The following is a 537-nucleotide window of genomic DNA, read 5'->3' on the forward strand; positions in this document are numbered from 1 at the left end:
GAATCTCACGAAGTGCGCACTTATACAAACTCACCTTAGGTTCGTTTGTCGTGCGGTCTGCGACGCTCAAAAAACCGAGAAACGGCGGGAATTTTCGGGACAGGATGTGTAATTGTAATACCGTCACACGCGACGCTATCACAATTGCCATCTGGTCAGGGGTGCACCCCGACACCCCGCTAGCCTGATTCAGTTTTATCTTTCGTCGGTGAGCGACGGTACTTTCTGACCTCGGTTTTCCACTCGAACGCGATTCGTGAACCGTCATCGTCGCCCTCGGAAATATCATCACCGATCACCATGTCGGCGTCAGTTTCCTGATCGAGTTTCAGCACGTCTTTGAGTGCGCCGCCGGTCGCCACAAAGCGGCGCTTGTGCGTCTGGCGGGTCAGTTCGAGGAACCATTCAGGATCGGCCACCATGTCAGCCGGCTTCGTGGAATATTTCAGGGTTTCGGCCACCGCACCGCGCACCAGTTCGGCGGTCGCGCAGGCCAGCGATTCGCCGCCCTTCGGCTTACGAGGTTTCACTGCCCGG

General features: G+C 56.8%; 1 protein-coding gene. It reads right to left on the bottom strand.

Annotated elements, in window-relative coordinates; translation table 11 throughout:
• Nucleotides 1-179: 179 nt before the first annotated feature.
• The coding region (locus CXR44_RS34970; protein WP_180903857.1) for a protein rep at nucleotides 180-537 on the bottom strand (358 nt) is incomplete at its 5' end.

Source organism: Nonomuraea indica (genome assembly GCF_002850745.1).
Lineage (GTDB): Bacteria > Actinomycetota > Actinomycetes > Streptosporangiales > Streptosporangiaceae > Nonomuraea > Nonomuraea indica.